Source organism: Bacillus hominis (genome assembly GCF_018332515.1).
Taxonomy (GTDB): Bacteria; Bacillota; Bacilli; order Bacillales; family Bacillaceae_G; genus Bacillus_A; species Bacillus_A hominis.
The window spans coordinates 1-1,153 of the sequence record NZ_BOQD01000397.1; the positions used below are offsets into that span (position 1 = coordinate 1).

1 protein-coding gene is annotated in these 1,153 nt (G+C 39.1%); it reads left to right on the top strand.

Annotation, left to right across the window (positions count from 1 at the left end):
* Positions 1–107 precede the first annotated feature (107 nt).
* Complete coding sequence (gene recA / locus KI356_RS25610) at positions 108–1,139, top strand: recombinase RecA (protein WP_002121682.1); 1,032 nt, start codon at positions 108–110, stop codon at positions 1,137–1,139.
* Positions 1,140–1,153: the final 14 nt, after the last annotated feature.

The following is a 1,153-nucleotide window of genomic DNA, read 5'->3' on the forward strand; positions in this document are numbered from 1 at the left end:
TATTTGATAGAAAATAAAAAAATCGAATAAATGTTCGATTTTTGTTGGCAAATTGAATTGAAAATAGGTATAATAAGATTAGCAATTGAGTTAAGGAGGAATTTTGAATGAGTGATCGTCAAGCGGCATTAGATATGGCGTTAAAACAAATAGAGAAGCAATTCGGTAAAGGTTCAATTATGAAATTGGGAGAACAAGCGGAACGTAGAATTTCTACAATTTCAAGTGGTTCTTTAGCACTTGATGTGGCACTAGGGGTAGGCGGATACCCACGTGGACGTATTATTGAAATTTATGGACCTGAAAGTTCAGGTAAAACAACAGTTTCATTACACGCAATCGCGGAAGTGCAGCGTCAAGGTGGACAAGCGGCGTTCATCGATGCGGAGCATGCGATGGATCCTGTATATGCACAAAAATTAGGTGTTAACATCGATGAATTACTATTATCACAGCCTGATACAGGAGAGCAAGGTCTAGAAATCGCAGAAGCACTTGTACGAAGTGGCGCGGTTGATATTATCGTAATTGACTCTGTAGCAGCTCTTGTACCGAAAGCTGAGATCGAAGGGGACATGGGTGACTCTCACGTTGGTTTACAAGCACGTTTAATGTCACAAGCACTTCGTAAACTTTCAGGTGCAATCAACAAATCAAAAACAATAGCAATCTTTATCAACCAAATTCGTGAAAAAGTTGGGGTTATGTTCGGGAACCCAGAAACAACTCCAGGTGGTCGTGCGTTGAAATTCTATTCAACTGTCCGTCTTGAAGTACGTCGTGCTGAGCAATTAAAGCAAGGTAACGATATCGTTGGTAATAAAACGAAAGTAAAAGTAGTTAAAAATAAAGTAGCACCACCATTCCGTGTTGCTGAAGTTGATATTATGTACGGAGAAGGGATTTCAAGAGAAGGTGAAATCTTAGATATGGCTTCTGAACTTGATATCGTTCAAAAGAGCGGTGCTTGGTACTCTTATAATGAAGAACGCTTAGGACAAGGTCGTGAAAATTCGAAGCAATTCTTAAAAGAGAATACGGATTTAAGAGAGGAAATTGCTTTCTTTGTTCGTGAACATCACGGAATTGGTGAAGACTCTGGTGTTGAAGGCACGGAAGATTCAACTCTTCAAGATTAAAAAATAAAAGACAC